A 17,330-nucleotide genomic window follows, 5' to 3' on the forward strand; every position below is an offset into this window, starting at 1 on the left:
CACGGGCGGGCCATTCACGTTCGCGCTAGTCCTCGACCTCGCGCCCGAGCTTCTGCCGGAGGTCCGGCGGGATGAGCTCGATGAGCTGGTCCGGGCGCACCGGCAGGTCGAGCAGGCTGAGCTTCACCCGCCCGGTCCGTCCGTGGCGCTCGGCGTCCAGGCGCACGACGCTGCCGGCGTCCTTCCGGAGCCGGACGTCGATCTGCGCCCCGGTGGCCACCTCGCCGACGACCAGCCCGTCGACCTCGAGCGCGGCGCTCCTTGTGCCCTCGGCGATGTCGAACCGGTAGCGCTCCCGCGCGGCGAGCACCACGGCGCGGTCGATGCCGGCCATCGGGGCGACCGGCGTCACCACGGAGCCGGACAGCGCCGGTGAGAGCACGGGGCCGCCGGCGGCGTAGTTGTACGCGGTGGACCCGGCCGGGGTCGCGGCGACGATGGCGTCGGCGCGGTAGTACCCGTAGCCGAGTCCGCCCACGCTGAGGTCGGCGGAGACCTGCCCGGCACCGGGGCGCCGCACGACCGTCAGGTCGTTGAACGCCAGGTAGTCCGTCCGTGCACCGCTCCAGAACAGCCGGGCCTCGAGCGCGTGGTGCGGCTCGAGCTGGTAGTCGCCGGCGGAGAGCCGTTCGAGCGCTGCTTCGAGCTCGGGCGGCTCGATCTCGACGAGGAAGCCCACGTTGCCGTAGTTCACGCCGAGGACCGGCACCGGTCGCTTCGCCACGAGTCGCATGGCGCCGAGCATCGTGCCGTCCCCGCCGAGGGCGACGACGAGGTCGACCTCCTCGGTGAAGTCCTCGTCGCCGATCACGTCGACACCACCGCCGATGCGCTGCGCATCGGCCCGGCGGGCGACGAGTCGGCCGCGTCCGGAGGCGTTCCAGCGCTGCAGGGTCACGACGGACTCCTGCACGTTCTTGGTCGGGTGGACGACGAGGCCGACGACGGGCTGCTCCATGCACGGATCGTACCGAGCGGAGCCGAGATCTCCTCCTGGAGGCCTGTGGCGGGGCCGCCCCGTGCCTCCAGGCCGTCGCTCCGTCCGCTCACTGCGCACAACCCGCAACGAGGTCACGCCCACGGCGAACAGGGGCAGCCACCGGCGGGAGCGCTGGTTACTCTCGATGTACGTCACCGAACTCCCACGAGTCCGGCAAGGGAGAGCACATGTTCGAGAGATTCACCGACCGAGCCCGTCGTGTTGTCGTCCTCGCTCAAGAAGAAGCGAAGATGCTCAACCACAACTACATCGGCACCGAGCACATCCTCCTCGGCCTCATCCACGAGGGCGAGGGTGTCGCCGCGAAGGCGCTGGAGTCGCTCGGCATCTCGCTCGATGCCGTCCGCGAGCAGGTCCAGGACATCATCGGGCAGGGCCAGCAGCAGCCGACCGGGCACATCCCGTTCACGCCGCGCGCCAAGAAGGTGCTCGAGCTGTCCCTGCGCGAGGCGCTGCAGCTCGGCCACAACTACATCGGTACGGAGCACATCCTGCTCGGCCTGATCCGCGAGGGCGAGGGTGTCGCAGCCCAGGTCCTCGTGAAGCTCGGCGCCGACCTCAACCGGGTCCGTCAGCAGGTCATCCAGCTCCTGTCCGGGTACCAGGGCAAGGAAGCGGTCGCCGTCGGCGGCGAGCAGCAGCAGAACGCGCAGCAGGGTTCGCAGGTCCTCGACCAGTTCGGTCGGAACCTCACCCAGGCCGCGCGCGACGGCAAGCTCGACCCGGTCATCGGGCGCGAGAAGGAGATGGAGCGGGTCATGCAGATCCTCTCCCGCCGCTCCAAGAACAACCCCGTCCTGATCGGTGAGCCCGGCGTCGGCAAGACCGCCGTCGTCGAGGGCCTCGCCCAGGCGATCGTCAAGGGCGACGTGCCCGAGACGCTGAAGGACAAGCAGCTCTACTCGCTCGACCTCGGGTCGCTCATCGCCGGGTCCCGCTACCGCGGTGACTTCGAGGAGCGCCTCAAGAAGGTCACGAAGGAGATCCGCACCCGCGGCGACATCATCGTCTTCATCGACGAGATCCACACGCTCGTCGGAGCCGGTGCTGCCGAGGGTGCGATCGACGCGGCCTCGATCCTCAAGCCGCTCCTCGCCCGCGGTGAGCTGCAGACGATCGGCGCCACGACGCTCGACGAGTACCGCAAGCACTTCGAGAAGGACGCCGCACTCGAGCGTCGCTTCCAGCCGGTGCAGGTCAACGAGCCGTCGCTGCCCCACGCGATCAACATCCTCAAGGGCCTCCGCGACAAGTACGAGGCGTTCCACAAGGTGTCCATCACCGACGGCGCGATCGTCGCCGCGGCGAACCTGGCGGACCGCTACGTGCAGGACCGCTTCCTGCCGGACAAGGCGATCGACCTGATCGACGAGGCCGGCGCACGCCTCCGCCTGTCGATCTTGTCGGCCCCGCCGGAGCTCCGCGAGTTCGACGAGAAGATCTCGACGGTCCGCGGGTCGAAGGAAGCCGCGATCGAGGAGCAGGACTTCGAGAAGGCCGCGAGCCTGCGCGACGAGGAGAAGAAGCTCCTCGGCGAGCGACTCCGCCTCGAGAAGCAGTGGCGTGCGGGTGACGTCGCCGCGTCCGGCACCGTCGACGAGGGCATCATCGCCGAGGTCCTGGCGCAGGCCACGGGCATCCCGGTGTTCAAGCTCACCGAGGAGGAGACCTCGCGTCTCGTCTTCATGGAGAAGGCACTGCACGAGCGCGTCATCGGTCAGGAAGAGGCCATCTCGGCCCTGTCCAAGACCATCCGCCGCACCCGTGCCGGCCTCAAGGACCCGAACCGCCCCTCGGGCTCGTTCATCTTCGCCGGCCCCACGGGCGTCGGCAAGACCGAGCTCGCCAAGGCGCTGGCCGAGTTCCTGTTCGACGACGAGGGCGCACTGATCTCCCTCGACATGTCGGAGTTCGGTGAGAAGCACACCGTGTCGCGACTCTTCGGTGCCCCTCCCGGGTTCGTCGGGTTCGAGGAGGGCGGCCAGCTCACCGAGAAGGTGCGCCGCAAGCCGTTCTCCGTGGTCCTCTTCGACGAGATCGAGAAGGCCCACCCGGACATCTTCAACTCGCTGCTGCAGGTGCTCGAGGAAGGCCGTCTCACCGACGGTCAGGGCCGCGTGGTCGACTTCAAGAACACCGTCATCATCATGACCACGAACCTCGGTTCGCAGGGCATCGCCGGTGGCCCGGTGGGCTTCCAGGTCGAGGGTGACTCGGGCGTCGGCTACGACCGCATGCGCTCGAAGGTGAACGAGGAGCTGAAGAAGCACTTCAAGCCGGAGTTCCTCAACCGCGTCGACGACACGATTGTGTTCCCGCAGCTGTCGCAGCCCGAGCTGCTGCAGATCGTGGACCTGTTCGTCAAGCGTCTCGCCGAGCGCCTGCTGGACCGCGACATGACGGTGGAGCTCACGCTCGCCGCCAAGGAGCAGCTCATCAAGGTCGGGTTCGACCCGGCACTCGGTGCCCGCCCGCTCCGCCGCGCGATGCAGCACGAGGTCGAGGACCAGCTGTCCGAGCACATCCTGCAGGGTGAGCTCACCGCCGGCGACCACGTGAAGGTCGACTTCACGGACGGCAAGTTCCAGTTCGAGACCGGGCGTCAGCCGGGTCGCGAGGAGGTCCTCGCCGGGGCCGCGGCCGTCGAGGCGACGGACGCTCCGCAGGGCGAGATCGAGTCCTAGGACCCAGCCACACACGGACGGGAGGCGCGGTGCCAGCTGGCACCGTGCCTCCCATCTCGTTGCACCGGGGTCCAGATCTGCGCGCACCGGTGTGCGCGTCCCGCGTCCCTCGACCCCCGTCCGGGGGTACGGTGGTGACAGCGCGCGAGGAGTTCCCCCCAACGCCTCGCGCGTGGCACTCGACCGGTTCCCCCCAACGGGTCGAGTCGCTGCCGGCCCCGGTCTGTTCGCAGACCGGGGCCGTTGCACGTCCGCTAGTCGACGGCGGGCAGCCCTTCGGCGAACTCGCGGACCGACGCGTCCCAGCGCTCGGGGTCCTCGTTCCACTCGAGGGTGTGCGGCGCGGTGCGGAACGCGACGGTGGTGGCGTGCTGGCGGGCGGCGACCGCGGCCACGTCGGCACCCGCCACCAGGGCGTCCGCCGTCGAGTGGATCAGCAGGGTCGGCGTCGCGGAGTGCTGCCAGGTCGTGGTCGTGACCGGGTTCGACGCCCCCGCCAGCCGCGCGAGCACCGGGGTCGTGGCGATGCGGGCGGCCACCGACCCGACGAAGCCCGGGAGGTGCGCGCCACGGACCGCTCCGCGGAGCGCAGCCGCGACGTCGAGCAGCGGCGCGACGCCGACGAGTCCGTCGACCTCGACACGGGTCGCGGCGATCGAGCAGGCGAGTGCTCCCGCGGACCAGCCCTGCAGCACCACGCGCCGAGCACCGCGGGCCCGTGCGGCGCTGACCGCGGTCACCATGCGGTCGACCGCTCGGGCGTCGAGCGACCGGAGCGGCAGGTCCGTGGTGTCGACGACCTCCGAGCTCGCACCGAGGCTCCGCCAGACGCCGATGCCGCGGAGGACCTGCCGCGGGCCGAGGGACTGGCCGTGCACGTGCACCACGTGGGTGGTGGCGGCCTCCGGCTCGGTGCCGGGGACGTCGTCCGGGCCGTCGTACCGCAGGGCGTCCCAGTCCCACGCACCGGCTGGCACCGGTCCGGCGACGGCTCGGCGGACCGTGTCCGTGCGGCGGTCGCCGGCGCGCTCGTCGGCGCGGTCGTCGTCGCTGTGCTCGCCATCGCGGTGCTCGTCGTCGCCGACGAGCGCGCCGACGGGCACCCGGGTCCCGCCGCGGCGCAGGTCGTAGGTGCCCGGCAGGCGGGTGTCCCGGGTGGCGGCGAGCTCCACGCTGCGGTCGGTGCTGCCCCGCACGTCGGCGGTCGCCGTGTACGGCGTCGGGAAGAGCAGGCGACGGGCGACGAACGCGCCGAGCCCGAGCGTCCCGACGGCGCCGACCCCGGTCGCCAGTGCTGGTCCGAGTACGGCGGTGCGTGCGGCGGTCATGTGGTCTCCCTGAGTCGTGCGGTGGTGATCGTCGCGCCCGCCGGGACGTCCTGTCCGGATTCGCGTGCGCGGTCCTCGATCTCGACGGCCAACCGGTGCAGACGGCTGCGCCACTGGCGACGCTGCCAGCCGATCGTGAAGTACAGGCCGGTGTTGCCCGACGCCGCTTCGAGTCGGCGGAGCTCCGGCTCGAGGGCGCGGAACCGTCCTCGGGCGTCGCGCCAGTCGCGGAACTCACGGGCGGCATCGGGCAGGACGCCTCCGGCAGCACCGACGGCCAGCAGCACCATGGAGAGCAGGAACACCGGGGCGTAGACGGCGGACAGGACACCGACCGCACCGTCGACCCCGGCCACGTGCACGGCGTCGAGGGCGATCGCGATCGCGGCGAGCAGGACGAGGCCGACGGCACCCACGACGAACAGCCAGTACATCCGCCCGAGTCCGCCGGTCCGGAAGCCCCGCAACACGGCGGCAGCGGACCGGGCGATGACGACGGCGATGTACGTCATCTCGACCGCGGAGTAGAGCGCCGTCGGTAGCTGGTCGCCGTACACGGCCATGAACTGCGCCGTCGGCACCGGGGCGTCGACCATGCCGAACAGCACGACGAGCGTCAGGAGCACGAGCACGCAGACGATGATCCGGCTCGGTCGGAGGAGCTGCGCGGAGCGCGCCGCCGCCTCCACCGACTGGGCGAGCGCGAACATGCCGCAGACCATCAGGCAGCGACCCACCAGGTCGGCGATGTTCGGCACGTGGGTCACGCCGGCGAGGAACGTGGTGACGGCCGGTTGGTTGATGGTCAGCCCGACGGCGACGAAGCCGCAGCAGGCCATCAGCCAGGTGACGCTCGCCGACTGGGTCCGGACGAGCAGCAGCCGGACGACGAGCACCGTCAGGACGACCCACACCGGGATCGAGCCCCAGACGTGCAGCGTCACCGGAAGATCCCGGGCTCGCGGTCGACCGGGTCGAGCAGGCCGATCCGGATCGCGAGTTCGTCGGCCACCAGCTCGACGGCCTGCTCGTGCGGGGTGTCGAGCGACCGCGTGAACGCCGTCCGGCCCGTGAGCAGCCCGGTGTACGCCTGGTGGTCGCAGCCCGGGTCCGCCAGGAACACGTGGGCGAGCTCGTGCAGGACGCATGCCACCCGGGAGCGCTCGGACAGGTCCGGCCGGGTCTCGAGGACCGCGTGGTCGGTGCGCTGGATGAACCGCGCGGAGAGGTCGCCCGGCAGGTTCGCCGTCCGCAGCCGGATCGGCTTGCCGAGGGTCGCCTCGGCCCGGACCAGCAGCGCCGGCAGCGTCAGGCGGCGGGGCAGCCCGAGTTGCTGCACGCTCCGGCGTGCTGCGGCCAGCCGACGCCGGGCGGTGGACCGCTCGCGGGCCCCGGTCACGGCGTCGACCCCGACTCGTCGAGCCGACGGAGGTGCTCGGTGAAGTCCCGGATCTCGTCGGCCGAGGCGAACTCGCCGAGGCGCCGGGTCGCGAACGCCACGACCTCGCGCTTGCGGAGTTCGAGGACGAGTTCCAGCTGGGCCTGGACGCGCTCGGGGACGTCGGTGTTGCCGGCCGCATCGGTCAGGTACTCCGCCGGCACGCCGAAGTAGCCCGCGAGTGCCGCGAGCAGGCGCTGGTCGCGGACGGCCGGACCGTTGCCACCGAGCATGTAGCCCCACCGCGGCCGGCTCATCGACGCGCCCTGCGCCTCGACCTCGGCAGCGATCTCCTTGTAGGGAGGACGCTGCCCGGCGTTCGCCTCCACCACGTCCATCAGCAACTGCAGCTTTCGGGACAGCTCCCGCCGGTGTGCGTCGTCGTCGTTGTACTCGATCACGTCTCCCCGCCCTGTACATCTGTCTCAGACATGGTAAAACTGAACCAGCGTGTCGGCCAGCGTGACCACTCTGCCAGGGTCGCGCCGGTCCGTCAGGTCGGCATGTCGTGGGGGGATGCCGAACGACCGGACCGCACACGGACGGGAGGCACGGTGCCAGCTGGCACCGTGCCTCCCGTCCGTCGCGTGGTCGCGATCTCGTGCGTCGGCCTGATCAGGCCTGCACGTCGCCACGCCAGCCGGTGTCGGTGGGAGCCGCCTCGACGCGCTCCTTGTAGTTCTGCAGGTCCTTCTTGATGGCGTGACCGCCGACGCCGGCCGCTGCGCCGAGCTTCTCGAGGAAGCCCGAGGGCTGCCAGTCGATCTGCGCGGTCACACGCGTCTGGGCGTCCGAGAGCTTGTGGAACGTGACGACACCGGCGTGGTCGGTGTCGCCGTCCTTGACGGTCCAGGCGACGCGCTCGTCGGGGTGCTGCTCGGTGATGACGGCGCGGAACTCGCGCTCCTGGCCGGCGACCTTGACCGTCCAGTCCGTGGTGGTGTCGTCCACCTGGACGATCTTCTCGACCTCGTCGAGGAACGTGGGGAACTCCTCGAAACGGGTCCACTGGCCGTAAGCGGCGGAGACGGGGACGTTGACGTCGACGGTTTCGATGATCTGAGGCATGCACCGGACGGTAGGCGCGGCCACCTGTGCACGACGCAGGATGGTGTCCCCCGGAGCGCACTAGGGTGATGAGGATGACTGAGCACGGGAAGCACGCGTTCCACGAACGGGACGACCACGGCATCCTGGTGCGTCCGGCCCTGGCCTCCGACGTCCCGCACATCCAGCGGCTCATCTCGCCGTACGTCGACCGTCGCATCCTGCTCGGCAAGGAGAACGTCGCACTCTACGGCTCGATCCAGCAGTTCCGGATCGCCGAGGGACCCGACGGCCTCCCGATCGGCTGCGGCGCGCTCGCCGTGTTCTGGGACGACATCGCCGAGGTCCGGACCCTCGCGCTCGACGCCGACTGGATCCACAAGCGCGTGGGCCACCGGATGCTCGAAGCCCTCGAGCACGACGCCCGCGAGCTCGGCGTCGCCCGGATCTTCTGCCTGACGTTCGAAGTGGACTTCTTCACCAAGCACGGGTACCTCGAGATCGGCGAGCGGGTCGTCTCACCCGACGTCTACGCCGAACTCGTCCGGTCGTCGGACGAAGGGGTCGCGGAGTTCCTCGACCTCGCCCGGGTCAAGCCGAACACGCTCGGCAACACCCGCATGCTGAAGATCCTCTGACGCTTTCGAGGACTGTGCGGCGGGGTTCCCCCGTCGGACTCGCGCCGTTGTCTACCCTGTGCGCATGTCGTCGTTCCGTCACCCCGTCGGGCCCGAGAAGCCGGGCGTCTACTGGCGTCGCCGTGCGACCGTCATCGGGGTGCTCCTGGTGATCGTGGTCGTCGTCGTGCTGATCGTCGTCGGGCGTGGCAGCGGGGCGTCGTCGGCTGCGGATGCAGCGGCCTCGGCCTCGGCCTCGGCGTCCGCTTCGGCTTCTCGTTCGGGTGCTTCGGGCGCTGCGCGTGCCACGCCGTCTGCTCCTGCTTCTGCCTCTCCGTCTGCGTCGGCGTCCGCGTCTCCTTCGTCGACTGCCTCGGCTGCGGATGGCTCGACGTGCGCCAAGGGCCAGATCCAGCTGACGCCCGTCCTCGACAAGAGCTCGTACGGACCCACCGAAGACCCGAAGATCGCGATGTCGATCAAGAACACCGGGTCGAACTCCTGCCACATGGACCTCGGGTCCTCGCAGCAGGTGCTCACGATCAGCTCCGGCCAGGAGCAGTACTGGTCGTCGAAGGACTGCCAGACGGGCGGGACCAACCAGGACGTCACCATCAAGGCGGGGCAGACGCTCACCACGCCGGCGATCGAGTGGGACCGGACGCGGTCGTCGACCTCCACGTGCGACTCCTCGCGGCCGTCCGTGACCGGCGGGGGAGCGAGCTACCACCTGCAGGTGGCCGTGGGGAACATCGAGTCGAAGGACTCGGCGCAGTTCATCCTCGACTAGTCGGTCGGGCGCTCGCGCTCGGTGTGGTCCGCACCACGGGCGCTCGCCCTCGGTGTGATCCGCACGTCGGGCGCTCGCGCTCGGTGCGTGCCGGCGCCGCGACTGCGGCTGGACAAACGAGAACGGGCCCGTCGTCACGAGGACGACGGGCCCGTTCGAGCTGAGGGAGATCAGCCGAGGACGGTGATGTTCTCCGCCTGCGGGCCCTTGCGGCCCTCGGTGATGTCGAATTCCACCTTCTGGTTCTCCTCGAGCGACTTGTAGCCGTTGCCGGCGATCGCGGAGAAGTGAGCGAAGACGTCAGCGGAGCCGTCGTCCGGGGCGATGAAGCCGAAGCCCTTTTCGTTGTTGAACCACTTGACGGTGCCGGTCGATGCCATGATGGCGTTCCTTACTTTCTTGCCAGTCCGGCAGACGCTGCCGACTGTCTTGCGAAGCGGTATTCGCTACCGCCGATCCGCCAACGGATGTCGTCAGATCGATGCGCCCCGCGGGCATTGGGCCGGCGGAACGGGTTCGGGGCCAGGCGGCCGGGGAAGGCCAGTGACCGATGGCGCTCGAGGTGCATGGCACCGGAAGAACGATGGACTCCCGCCGAAGCGGTTGGTATCAATCTACCCTCTCGTGGCCACAAGGGAAGAGCCGAAGTCGCCGAACTGCCATGAATCTGGTGGACTAGGGGGTGATGGCAGACAAGGAACAGCGCTTCCGGAGCGAACAGCTCGAGGAGGCCCTCGCGAAGCAGGACGTCGCCGCGGTGGCCTTCGCCCTCCGCAACGACATCGTGATCGTGCCCCGACTCGTCACCGGCAAGAAGGACACGCAGGTCCGGGTGTTCGGTCGCGAAGGCTCCGACAAGCGCATCCTGCTGCTGTTCTCGTCGGCGGACGCCTACACCGCGATGGTGCCCGACGAGAAGATCCGGCAGGTGGTGGTCTACGACGGGCCGCGGCTCGAGGAGTTCCTCGCGGCACACCTCGAGACGCTCGAGGGCGTGTTCTTCGACATCGCGGGGCCCCACACCATGCAGGCCACGCCCGAGGACCTGCTCGCTGCACTCCGCGCCTGAGCGATTCGCGCCGTGTGACGTCGCACGGCGCGTCGAGGGGCGGTGCGGTGTCCGAGCGCTCGTCGGAGTGCCCGGGTGACCGCTTGTCAGAACGCCCGATCGAGCTCTCGTTCGCGCTCGCTCGTGGCGAGGGAGAACGCCACACGGAGTGCCTCGCGCAGGTGCTGCGCGTCGGAGCCGAGCACCGTCGTGAAGCCGAGCCGTGAGGCCTCGCTCGCGCGCTGCTTCGTCCCCGTCGTCGGGCGGATCTCACCGGCGAGACTGATCTCGCCCACGGCAGCCAGGGTGTGCGGGTACGGCCGGTCGCGGGCCGCACTCGCCAAGGCCAGCGCGATCGCGAGGTCCGCGCCGGGTTCGGTGAGCTTCATGCCGCCGACCGTCGAGACGTAGACGTCGGCATCGGAGAGCTTCAGACCGGCCCGTCGCTCGAGCACGGCGAGCAGCATCGCCACGCGTGACGCGTCCACACCGTTCACCACCCGTCGCGGCTGCGGTGCCGAACTCGGGACGACGAGGGCCTGCACCTCGACCGGGAGCGCTCGACGCCCCTCGAGCGCAACCGTCACGCACGTGCCGGACACCGGCGCACCGTTCTTCGACATGAACAGGCCGCTGGGGTCGGGCACTTCGTGGATGCCGTCGCCGGCCATGTCGAAGCAGCCGACCTCGTCCGTCGGGCCGAAGCGGTTCTTGAGCGCCCGGACGAACCGGAGCGCGGTCTGCCGATCACCCTCGAAGTGACACACGACGTCGACGAGGTGCTCCAGCAACCGAGGACCGGCGATCGTGCCGTCCTTCGTGACGTGCCCGACGATGAGGACGGGGAGTGCCCGGTCCTTCGCGACGCGGATCAGCGTCGAAGCGACCTCGCGCACCTGGGACGTGCCGCCCGCGATGCCGTCGATCGAACTCGATGAGATCGTCTGCACGGAGTCCGCGATGAGGAGATCCGGGCGGACCTGGTCGATCTGGCCGAGGATGACGCCGAGGTCGACCTCGCTCGCCAGGTAGAGGTCGTCGTGCATCGCGCCGGTCCGTTCGGCGCGGAGTCGGACCTGGTCGACGGACTCCTCGGCGCTGACGTACAGGACGCGCTTGCCCGTCGCCGCCGCACGAGAAGCGACCTCGAGCAGCAGCGTGGACTTGCCGACGCCGGGCTCGCCGGACAGCAGGACGGCGGCGCCGGGGACGACCCCGCCCCCGAGCACACGGTCGAACTCGCCGATGCCGGTCTGCCAGCGCTGGACGGTCGTCCCGCGGGACTCCGTGATCGGCCGCGCGACGCGGGTTCCGGCCACGGCGACGGCGGCCGTACCGCGCGTGCTGGCCGTCGCCGCGGAGGAGTCCTCCACGGTGCCCCACGACTGGCACTCGCCGCAGCGTCCGACCCACTTGATGCTGGTCCAGCCGCACTCCGTGCAGCGGTAGAGAGACTGAGGGCGGGCCATGCTCGTCAGGCTAGGCCGTGCCGGCGACATCGCCGGGCTGCTCGCCCGGGCTGTCGTCGTGGGCGCCCTGGATCGGGACCGCGCCCGTCACGCGCTGCCGGAGTCGATCGATCCGTCCCGGTCGGTCGGCGTGGTCGAGTGCCTCCGCACCCTCGATGTCCTGTTCCGCACGAGCCGTGGCCACCGCGCCGGCGCCGGCACCGAGGTCCTCTGCCTCACGCGCGGACAGGTAGTGCCGGATCGCCGCGACGACGTCGACCCGGGCGTCGATCGCCGGCTCGAACGCGCTGGCCCAGATCTCGTAGCCGCGGTCGTTCGGGTGGAACAGGTCGCCGTAGCTGTTGAAGAACGTGCGACGCAGCCCGACCCGCTTCGTGATGGTGTGCAGCGGCGCCACGGTCAGACCGAGCTCGTCCGCGACACGGTGCACGATCTCGTTCGCGACCGCGACCTTGCGCTCCCGGTCCGGGACGAACATGCAGGGCAACTCGGCCACGATCGTGTGGGACGGTACCGCTCCGTAGATCTCGCGGATGTTCCGCTCGAACTTGTCCGGGTGGAAGTCGGCGATGTCGTTCGCGCCGATCGACACCGTGCAGATGTCGGGCGTGTAGCCCTTCAACTTCGGGAGCTGGTCCGTGCGCGCCCCCCACGTCGTCGACCCGGACACGCTGAGGTTGACGACCCGCACCGAGGTCCGGGAACGGTGACGGATCCGCCGCGCGAGCAGCCCCACGTACCCGCGGTGCGGTTCGGTCGCGCCGACACCCTGCGCAGCGGAGTCGCCGATGGCCAGGTAGGTGATCTGGCCATCGTGCTGCAGGCGCTCCCGCCACCAGTCGGCGTGCACGGGGAGCATGTCGACGACCCGTCGAGCGGCGGCGCGCTGGCCGCGGACGCCCGCGCGGGCACCGAACGCGGCACCGCCCACGACGGTGAGTCCGCCGAGGATCGATGCCAGCAGTGCGATGAGGGTGCGAGATCTCATTCCCGGGACGCTACGCCGTCCAGCCAGGTGGCTGGTGGGTCCGTGGGGGACTGTGGACGGGGTGCTGAACCGGCCGTCTGTGGAGGGGGAGACGACCCGGGGTGGTGCGTCGGGCCTCCCGGATCGTGTAAACTCTTTCCCGGTACCGTGTCCGAGCGGCCGAAGGATCATGTCTCGAAAACATGTGTGGGGGCAACTCCACCGTGGGTTCAAATCCCACCGGTACCGCCACAGGGCGATTCACGGAACTCAGTGAAGAGATTTACGGAACTCGTGAAGCCCGGCGAAGGCCCTCAGGATGACCTCCTGGGGGCCTTCGTCTTCTCTCGTGTTAAGCAACTCCTGTGTTGCGAGTCGGACCTTCGCGCGCTGCCGCGGTCAGTTCGCCGCGTCGTACGCGTCGCGAACCCACTGTCTGATGCGTCGGCGCACGGGACTTCGGCGCACGTCTGGTTCCGGGTTGCGGTCCGTCCGAACCATCGGGCCGCTGGCGTGTGATTTCTGAGGCGTCGTTGCTGAGCAGCGATTCAACGCTGCGCCAATGTCATTCACTTGAGTGCTGACGCCCGATGAAAGCAGCCATCCCTGGAACCGTGTACTTGACGACGCCATGCTCCGGGGCGAAGATCAGGCCCTTCTGGATGAGAGCCGCCCGTGCCGGCCCAAGGCTTGTCGGGACTCGACCGAGTCGAGATGCGACCTCACTAGAAGAGCTCCCAGCGTCCCCGTCCTGCGCCATAGCCTTGAGGTAGGTCTGTTCCGACTTCGTTGCCCGATCCCAACGAGCGCGAAAGAAGCCCGCGTCGAGGGCGCCGCGTCCGGTCGCCGCTCCAACGAGAGCGTCATTCACTGTGATCGGCGATGCAGGGGCCGCATTCCAGGTGTCCTGGCCGAACTGCTGCAAGAAGTACGGGTATCCGGCGCTCGCATCGACGATGACATCCACTGCTTCAGCATCCCAGGAAGCGTCTTCGTCCTTCGCTGGTTTCGTCAATGCATCGCGCGCCAAGCCTGTGTCGAGTGCCTCAATCTCCTCGTAGTTGAATCGCTCGGAGTAGGACTTGGCTTCCGCAAGGATGCGCGGGAGGCTCGGCAATCCGGCGAAAGCGAACAGGACGGGCCATTCGTCCTGCGCTGCTCGGTGGGCGATTGCGCAAAGTGCGATCACTTCGTCGCGCTCAAGGTCCTGAGCTTCGTCGATGAGGATGGCCAAACCGACCTGTTCCTCCCTTGCCCCGGCTGCAACGTCGTGGATGACCTTCCGGAGGTCTGTTTCCAAGGTGCCGGTGTCGGCACCGCCGCCACCAACGTCATCGAGGTCGAGACCGAAGTTCCAAGTGCCGGAACTGTCATAGGAGGCTTTGAAGCTCAGCGCCGTCTTGAGTGCTCGAAGCAAACGCTTACCGGCGCTCGGTCGCGCGAGGTCGGAGAGGGGCGCGTGAAGCGCCTCTCCGAGCTCTTCGCGCAACGGTTTTCCGGATCCAGCTTCGATCTGCGCAGCGACCCACTCGCGGCTTGAGGCGGCACGACGGAAATCTGACAGCAGGACGGTCTTGCCGACTCCGCGCAGGCCATAGAGGACGAGGGGCTGAGCGGATTTGCCCGACTCAACGCGCTTCAGCGCCGTCCCCCAGTCGTCCCGCGGCTTGTCTCGACCGACGAGAGCCGCAGGCTTCCGGCCGGCTCCAGGTGAGTAGGGGTTCCGGACAGCATCCATGTTGCTCCTCTGTAGGAATTGCTAACAGCTTATAGCGAACAGCTATACGCGGTTAGATTGTTTCATAGGTGGGCGGCCATCGATCCAGGCCCGGGGCGGTGACTTACGGTTCGTCGCTTCCCGCGCGTTCGGCGGCGCGGGCCTCAGGCGTCCTGGCGACGCGGCACTCCACCCGTCTGCGGTCAGAGAGCCTTGGCGACTGTGAAGAGGTGGTGGCTCAGCTGTTGATGCTTTGACTTTCCGAGGTTTGTTTCGTGACCATCAACCCGGTACTGGTGCAACGCGTCAAAGCCCGGGGAGGTGAGGAATCTGCCGGCCGCGGTCTTCGCCTGCTCGGCATCCAGATGGGCGATCGCCTGCAACAGCTTCACGCCGACAGGCGGGGCGCCGGCGATACGGTCGTCGGAGAGGAAGTGTCGCACTCGCAGGTCACTCGACACCGGATCTTGAAACGTCATGTGCAAGGCGACGGCGCCTGCTCCGTTGCCGCCTCGTGACGGGTACCGCGGCGGTTTAGGGTCGAGGATCGTGAAGTCAGCAAAGCCGTGCGGACCGTACGACTTCGGGTCGAGGCAGAACGGCGATTCCGCCGGGTAGAGAGCGTTCGTGACCGTCGTGAACCGCGATTCCAGTGCGACGACGGGTATACCAGTCAGGGTTGCGCGGTAGTCGGCGACGTTCAGGCCCGGGCCGAGGAATACCCGAGGGGTTCGAGACCCGATTGCTGTTGCGAAACTTTTCGGCGGCAGGCCGGTGGCGAGCACAACGAATGACACGTCTCGGTTTGGGTGCGCGCCCAGAAACGCCGTGACTTCCGACGCCGTTGTGGCCGCGAATACGTGAAGCGTCGGGATGATCAGCTTCGGCCTCGAGACGTACGTCGACATCGCCGTCGTCCACGACGTTTGCGCCGCAGATGTCTGGAAGGCACCTCGTGTTGGGTTGACGACCAGATGTGCGCGCACGCCTGTGGCGCCAAACGCGTCGAGGAGCTTTGTCAGATCCTTCGGCGGCGTGTACGGCTCGAGGATTGGATACACCTTTTGCGGGCTTCCGAGGTGCGACGCCACGTCGATCAGCGCGTTGCGTTCGGACTGTTTCGTGTAGAAGTACGGGAAGTACAAGGCGAGCCCCCAAGGTTCGGACACAATGCTGGCCGAACCCGACGGTTGCTCATACGCCCCAAACAGGGGGGATGGGTTGCTGCATGCGATGGAGCAGACGTTCCCCTGCCGACTTCGACAACGTCGCGGAGTACGCCAAGGCGCGAGCGGATCGTGGTAGGTCGGCGTGTGATGCCACCCTCGCCGCCTGCATGCCTCGGAGCCGAAGCGCGTCGACGGCGCCGCGATGCGCATCCGCTGCGTCCAGCGCCGCGAACGCGGAACGGAGCGCTTCCCACCGTTCTGCGGGACCGCTAACGGCACTCAACGCCGCCGTGCCGACAACGTGTTCGGCTTCTGCGCGCCGCAACATCCCGAAGATGTGATCGGACCGCAGCCGTGCTCCGTTCGACTGAGCAGGGCGGACCTGCGTGAAGGACCCATTCCGGCGTAGTGCCAGCACTCCAACATGGTCCGGAACGTGCCGCTCCGCGGCGCCCACACGGGCGTCGGAGACGACGACGTGAACGAACTCGACACGAGTGCTGTAGTCCGCGACCTGCGAGTCGAGCCGCGCGAACGAATCAAGATCGGTCTTGATCTCGTACACAGTCGACGTGCCGTTGAAGACAGCGACGTCGGCGAAGGAAGAGCCGACTGGGAGCTCCAGGATGGCGGAGGCGGTGGTCGGACGGTGCCGACCGAACACGACGTTCGACACGACAGCGTTCTTGAACACGTACTCGTTGCGGTAGTCGCGGCGCAACTTGTCGTGAGCGGCGTTGAAGATGTCCGCCATCGTTCGAGCGCCGGCGGTCGCTGCCGACGGCGCGGCACGTGCAAGCCGAGTCATCGCATCGAGAGGCTGCTGTGTCGATAGGCTGCGGAACGTGGCGGACGACAGGACCGCAGCGATATGAGCAAGCTCCTGATCGACCATCACTTCGTTACGCACCGCAGCAGCATACGCATCGAAAACAGCGTCAGCAGGCGGAGCAGGCGGCGTCAGTGCGGTGGCGGTCACCAACCGTCTAGGCCGGGCTGCGGCAGGCGGCAGCCCTCCGGCCCTGCGTCATGGTCGAACTTGCGGAGGTCAACCTTGCAGGTTTTCCTGCAACCAGGGTTGCATGTTTTCCCGCACACCCAGTTGCACATTTCCCTGCAACAGGAGTTGCAGGTGTTCCTGCAACCTCTAGGCGCGGAAGGCTCCCGCTGCATCGTCGCACGTGTCCGGGCAGGGGTCGTGCGCCGGGATACCTTCAGCGGCTGCGGCGGGTATGCCGCCGGAACCGAGGCACCGACTGGTGGCGTCGGCTGTCGCGGAGCGCTCGACGTCGACGGGCTGGTCGTGCTCGGCGCGCGCCATCCGCTGAGCCTTGATGCTCGGAGCTTGTACGACCGGAGGCGGTGCGGAGGCTGGCGCGGCTTCCATGACCCTGGGGGTTCTCAGTGGCGTCGTCTCGACGTTCGCCCGGAGTGACATTGCGCCCGTGCGCAATGGCCGCGGTCCCGGGCGGCGCTACCCCGACTCGGAGGGGTGAGGAGCTCACGGCCGACATCGCTGTGGGATGATTCTCCTATGGGACTGGCACTCGAACTCGTCGCGGAGGCTGACCCGACAGCGCCGGCGAAGCAGCTCGAGTTTGACCTCGGTCTCCCGCCGAAGCTGATCACCCGCCGCCCGAAACGCAGCAACGGCGTGAGTCGCGCGATGCAGTCTGTCGCCGAGTTCCACATGTCCTTCGACCTGCCCCTGAAACGCACCCCGCAGCAGCAGGTTGACACGGATCTCGGCGCATTGCGCGTGGAGCTGCTCCGAGAAGAATTCGAAGAGTTTAAGGCCGCTGTCGTCCGTCAAGACGTCGTTGCCGTAGCTGACGCGCTCGGCGACATCGTGTACGTCGCGTACGGTGCAGCGCTCACGTATGGCATCGATTTGGACGCTGTCCTCCGCGAAGTGCACCGCGCGAACATGAGCAAGCTCGGACCCGACGGCGAACCGCTGCTCCGCGAGGACGGGAAGGTGCTCAAACCGCCGTCGTATGTGGCGCCAGATGTCCGCCGCGTTCTCCTCGACCAGCCGCCGCTCTTCGTCGACTGA

General features: G+C 68.5%; 17 protein-coding genes and 1 tRNA gene. 6 read left to right on the forward strand and 12 right to left on the reverse strand.

The genetic code is table 11. The features are described 5' to 3' along the window. Positions 1-25: 25 nt before the first annotated feature. Positions 26-958 carry an NAD(+)/NADH kinase gene (locus tag ACRQ4B_RS03800; RefSeq protein WP_439693358.1) on the reverse strand — a complete coding sequence of 311 codons (933 nt, stop codon included), beginning with the start codon at positions 956-958 and terminating at the stop codon, positions 26-28. Between the two features lie 209 nt (positions 959-1,167). Between ACRQ4B_RS03800 and ACRQ4B_RS03805 the strand changes: the two genes are divergently transcribed. Continuing rightward, positions 1,168-3,684, forward strand: a complete 2,517-nt coding sequence (locus ACRQ4B_RS03805) for an ATP-dependent Clp protease ATP-binding subunit (protein WP_439693359.1) — start codon at positions 1,168-1,170, stop codon at positions 3,682-3,684. A 254-nt stretch (positions 3,685-3,938) separates the two neighbouring features. On the opposite strand, the gene ACRQ4B_RS03810 is transcribed toward ACRQ4B_RS03805, so the two are convergent. From ACRQ4B_RS03810 to ACRQ4B_RS03830, 5 genes are all read right to left on the reverse strand, one after another. Further along, on the reverse strand, positions 3,939-5,012 hold the full coding sequence (locus tag ACRQ4B_RS03810) for a hypothetical protein (protein ID WP_439693360.1): 1,074 nt from the start codon (positions 5,010-5,012) through the stop codon (positions 3,939-3,941). After that, positions 5,009-5,956: a hypothetical protein gene (locus ACRQ4B_RS03815; RefSeq protein ID WP_439693361.1), complete on the reverse strand. Its 948-nt coding sequence runs from the start codon at positions 5,954-5,956 to the stop codon at positions 5,009-5,011. Before ACRQ4B_RS03815 ends, ACRQ4B_RS03810 begins: the two co-directional genes overlap by 4 nt. Next, complete coding sequence (locus tag ACRQ4B_RS03820; RefSeq protein ID WP_439693362.1) at positions 5,953-6,411, reverse strand: hypothetical protein; 459 nt, start codon at positions 6,409-6,411, stop codon at positions 5,953-5,955. Before ACRQ4B_RS03820 ends, ACRQ4B_RS03815 begins: the two co-directional genes overlap by 4 nt. Next, positions 6,408-6,851, reverse strand: a complete 444-nt coding sequence (locus tag ACRQ4B_RS03825; RefSeq protein WP_439693363.1) for a hypothetical protein — start codon at positions 6,849-6,851, stop codon at positions 6,408-6,410. The genes ACRQ4B_RS03820 and ACRQ4B_RS03825 overlap by 4 nt, the downstream gene beginning before the upstream one ends. Before the next feature lie 214 nt (positions 6,852-7,065). Further along, positions 7,066-7,518, reverse strand: a complete 453-nt coding sequence (locus tag ACRQ4B_RS03830; protein WP_439693364.1) for an SRPBCC family protein — start codon at positions 7,516-7,518, stop codon at positions 7,066-7,068. A 74-nt stretch (positions 7,519-7,592) separates the two neighbouring features. Between ACRQ4B_RS03830 and ACRQ4B_RS03835 the strand changes: the two genes are divergently transcribed. Together ACRQ4B_RS03835 and ACRQ4B_RS03840 are read left to right on the forward strand one after the other, a co-directional pair. Further along, positions 7,593-8,135, forward strand: a complete 543-nt coding sequence (locus ACRQ4B_RS03835; protein WP_439693365.1) for an amino-acid N-acetyltransferase — start codon at positions 7,593-7,595, stop codon at positions 8,133-8,135. Between the two features lie 64 nt (positions 8,136-8,199). Continuing rightward, entirely contained in the window at positions 8,200-8,904 is a 705-nt protein-coding gene (locus ACRQ4B_RS03840; RefSeq protein WP_439693366.1) for a hypothetical protein, read from the forward strand. A gap of 170 nt (positions 8,905-9,074) precedes the next feature. Here the strand turns inward: ACRQ4B_RS03840 and cspE are convergent, their stop codons facing one another. Further along, a complete protein-coding gene (gene cspE / locus ACRQ4B_RS03845; RefSeq protein WP_017887662.1) occupies positions 9,075-9,284 on the reverse strand; it encodes a transcription antiterminator/RNA stability regulator CspE in 210 nt (69 codons plus the stop codon). A 305-nt stretch (positions 9,285-9,589) separates the two neighbouring features. On the opposite strand from cspE, the gene ACRQ4B_RS03850 reads away from it, so the two are divergent. Continuing rightward, a complete protein-coding gene (locus ACRQ4B_RS03850; protein WP_439693367.1) occupies positions 9,590-9,973 on the forward strand; it encodes an SseB family protein in 384 nt (127 codons plus the stop codon). Between the two features lie 86 nt (positions 9,974-10,059). Here the strand turns inward: ACRQ4B_RS03850 and radA are convergent, their stop codons facing one another. After that, positions 10,060-11,421 carry a DNA repair protein RadA gene (gene radA, locus ACRQ4B_RS03855; protein WP_439693368.1) on the reverse strand — a complete coding sequence of 454 codons (1,362 nt, stop codon included), beginning with the start codon at positions 11,419-11,421 and terminating at the stop codon, positions 10,060-10,062. Positions 11,422-11,431: 10 nt separating this feature from the next. Continuing rightward, entirely contained in the window at positions 11,432-12,409 is a 978-nt protein-coding gene (locus ACRQ4B_RS03860; protein WP_439693369.1) for an SGNH/GDSL hydrolase family protein, read from the reverse strand. A 141-nt stretch (positions 12,410-12,550) separates the two neighbouring features. On the opposite strand from ACRQ4B_RS03860, the gene ACRQ4B_RS03865 reads away from it, so the two are divergent. Next, positions 12,551-12,640: transfer RNA gene (locus ACRQ4B_RS03865), tRNA-Ser, on the forward strand. 313 nt (positions 12,641-12,953) lie between these two features. Here the strand turns inward: ACRQ4B_RS03865 and ACRQ4B_RS03870 are convergent. The 3 genes from ACRQ4B_RS03870 to ACRQ4B_RS03880 all read right to left on the reverse strand — a co-directional run bounded on the left by ACRQ4B_RS03870 (position 12,954) and on the right by ACRQ4B_RS03880 (position 16,253). Next, positions 12,954-14,126, reverse strand: a complete 1,173-nt coding sequence (locus ACRQ4B_RS03870; RefSeq protein ID WP_439693370.1) for an ATP-binding protein — start codon at positions 14,124-14,126, stop codon at positions 12,954-12,956. Between the two features lie 182 nt (positions 14,127-14,308). Beyond that, positions 14,309-15,250, reverse strand: a complete 942-nt coding sequence (locus ACRQ4B_RS03875) for a sce7725 family protein (RefSeq protein WP_439693371.1) — start codon at positions 15,248-15,250, stop codon at positions 14,309-14,311. Positions 15,251-15,299: 49 nt separating this feature from the next. Then, the gene (locus tag ACRQ4B_RS03880) at positions 15,300-16,253 is read right to left on the reverse strand and encodes a sce7726 family protein (protein WP_439693372.1); all 954 of its coding nucleotides are present in this window, start codon (positions 16,251-16,253) and stop codon (positions 15,300-15,302) included. A gap of 555 nt (positions 16,254-16,808) precedes the next feature. On the opposite strand from ACRQ4B_RS03880, the gene ACRQ4B_RS03885 reads away from it, so the two are divergent. Further along, the gene (locus ACRQ4B_RS03885) at positions 16,809-17,330 is read left to right on the forward strand and encodes a hypothetical protein (protein ID WP_439693373.1); all 522 of its coding nucleotides are present in this window, start codon (positions 16,809-16,811) and stop codon (positions 17,328-17,330) included.

It is taken from the genome of Curtobacterium sp. SP.BCo, from assembly GCF_051903265.1.
GTDB lineage: Bacteria > Actinomycetota > Actinomycetes > Actinomycetales > Microbacteriaceae > Curtobacterium.